The following is a 2,305-nucleotide window of genomic DNA, read 5'->3' on the forward strand; positions in this document are numbered from 1 at the left end:
CATTGCCTCACCCGACAATCTGGATATCCAGCGCCCCGGCATCCAAAAAGACCGGGCAGAGTTCGATCTCGACCTGGAACCGGGGGGAAAGGAGCCGGTACAGAAAGCGCCACTGGGGTGTCATTGCATCAGCGCTTTGGGCTTGTTCCTGTGCGAGCTCCAGGTCAGCAAACGTTGCGCGGGAAAGGGGCCGGAGAAACGGGATCCTCCAGGTACGGACTCTTCCGTCCTCACCGCTGGTTATAATACAGTCCTTTTCCGGGATAATGACAATCCCGGTCACTGCCCCGGCATGGGCGGGGAGTGCCCGGATCAGGGTGCGGTCATGCAGGGAATAGAATGCCAGCGTCCCTTCAGTATACCCGGCTGCAAGGGAAAGACCGTCACTCGTAAAGGAGATCGCTGTGGGGATTCCCGGAACCTGTAGGATGTCATATGCGCGTGCCCCGTCGGGCAGGCGATACAGCCGTATCACAGGATCTGCCCCGGCCGCTGCGAGAAGCGTGCCATCCGGGGAGATGGCACAGCAGGATACTTCTTTTGCAGCATCGCGAAGAACCAGCGATTCTGTGGTATCATTGCTATGCCAGATGCGGACGGTAGTATCATTGCTTCCGGTGACGATCAGTTCTCCCGATGGAGAGACCGCACAGCAGGTTACCGTGCTGGTATGGCCTTTGCGTATTCCATTTGCCGTCCCTGATGGGACGTCCCAGAGCCGGACCCGGCCATCCCACCCACCGGTGATGAGGGTCTTCCCGTCTGGCAGGAAGGCAAGGCACCGCACGGTGGTTTTCAGCCCGATGCAGGATGCAAGGAGACTTCCTGTCCTGATATCCCAGAACCGAAGACCGGGTTCTTTTCCGGCACAGGCAAGAATTGTGCCATAGGGACTTGCTGCGATTGCACGAACCGAGGCTGTATAGAGATCGATACTCCTTCCATCAGTGCCGTTGTCAGGGAAGAGCAGTCGGACAGTGCCGTCTGCGGCTCCGGCAATGATACCGGCATCTTTCCCTGCAAAGGCAAGGGAGGTAACGGCCCCGGCAGGGCGCCGGAGCGTACGCAGGAGCTCCCCTTCCGGAACTGTCCTTAGCGTAACGGTCCCATCCCAGCCTGCAAGGGCAAGGAATTTTCCGTCCGGAGACAGGGAACAGGAACTCACCGGGCGGCGGTACGCACGGTTTTCCTTTGTCTTTGTGCCATCGGGAAGATGGAAACAGAACACTGTACCGTCATTGCAGCCTGCAATGAGGTATCTCCCGTCCTGCGTGATGACGCAGCAGGAGGGTACCCGGTTGTAAAGCGGGATTACAGCGGACGGAGTATCCCTACAATACCAGATGCGGAGCACATTTGTATCGCCGCCAACAACAACCGTATGGCAGTCCGCGGAAAACGCAGAGCAGGAGACCGTGCCGCTATGGCCGGCATATTCTCGAACCGGGCTCCCGTTCTCACCTGACAGGCTGACCGGAAGAGCATGACCGCGGATCACGAGGATGTCGCCCGTTTCTTCAAAAAAGGCAAGCTCCCGGACCGGGTCTCCTGATCCCGGGGTGATCCAGAACACGGCCCCGGTCAGTGCATCAAGGCAACAGACCGTTCCGTCAGCATGGCCGGTTGCCAGGAATTTTCCACCTTGTGCCCGGGCCAGGGCAGTTATGGGAGAGGTGTGGCAGCGCACAGAAGAGCGGACAGCCCCGGTTTGGCACGCGATGCAAAAGAGGTATCCGGCGTTGTCCCCGACCAGCACTTCCTCTCCAGTTGCTGAAAGGATTGCACAGGAGACCGGATGATCCGGATCGCAAAAAGACCAGACGGGCTCACCGGAACAGGTGACCGCATGCAGTGTGCCTTTGTCCCCTCCGGCAATCAGGAGGGTATTGTCGGGCGTGAAAACGAGGGAATGCGGGGATCCAATACCAGGATTACAGGACGCCAGGAGACGGGCAGAAGCAACCTGCCAGAGGGTAATCGTGCCATCGGAGGACCCTGCGGCAAGGAGGGTGCCCTCCGGTGAAAAAGAGAGGCGCAGCACCTGGCCTTCCTGTACCCCGCAGGAGAGGAGCGGTTTTTCCGGCAGGGGGCCATTCCAGGATTCCGGCAGGTCAGCGATGAGTTCCTCAAAGACCTGCCGTGCATCACCATCCGGATGCCAGCCTGCCGTGTTCAGGACCTCAATTGCTGCACGGGAGATGGCCGGGGGTGCCATCCTGGCGAGTCTCCAGAGAAGGTCCCAGGACGTTTCGCTGGCGAGCTCTTTCATGATAATCTCCCACTCCGCGAACGACCAACCCTGGGC

Annotated in this window: 1 protein-coding gene; it reads right to left on the reverse strand. The window is 59.4% G+C overall.

The genetic code is table 11. The annotated features are described in order from the left end of the window. Window positions 1-7: 7 nt before the first annotated feature. On the reverse strand, window positions 8-2,305 hold a 2,298-nt coding region (locus CW742_RS10845; protein ID WP_292420291.1), incomplete at its 5' end, for a WD40 repeat domain-containing protein.

The sequence above is a fragment of the Methanoregula sp. genome (genome assembly GCF_002835825.1).
Lineage (GTDB): Archaea > Halobacteriota > Methanomicrobia > Methanomicrobiales > Methanospirillaceae > Methanoregula.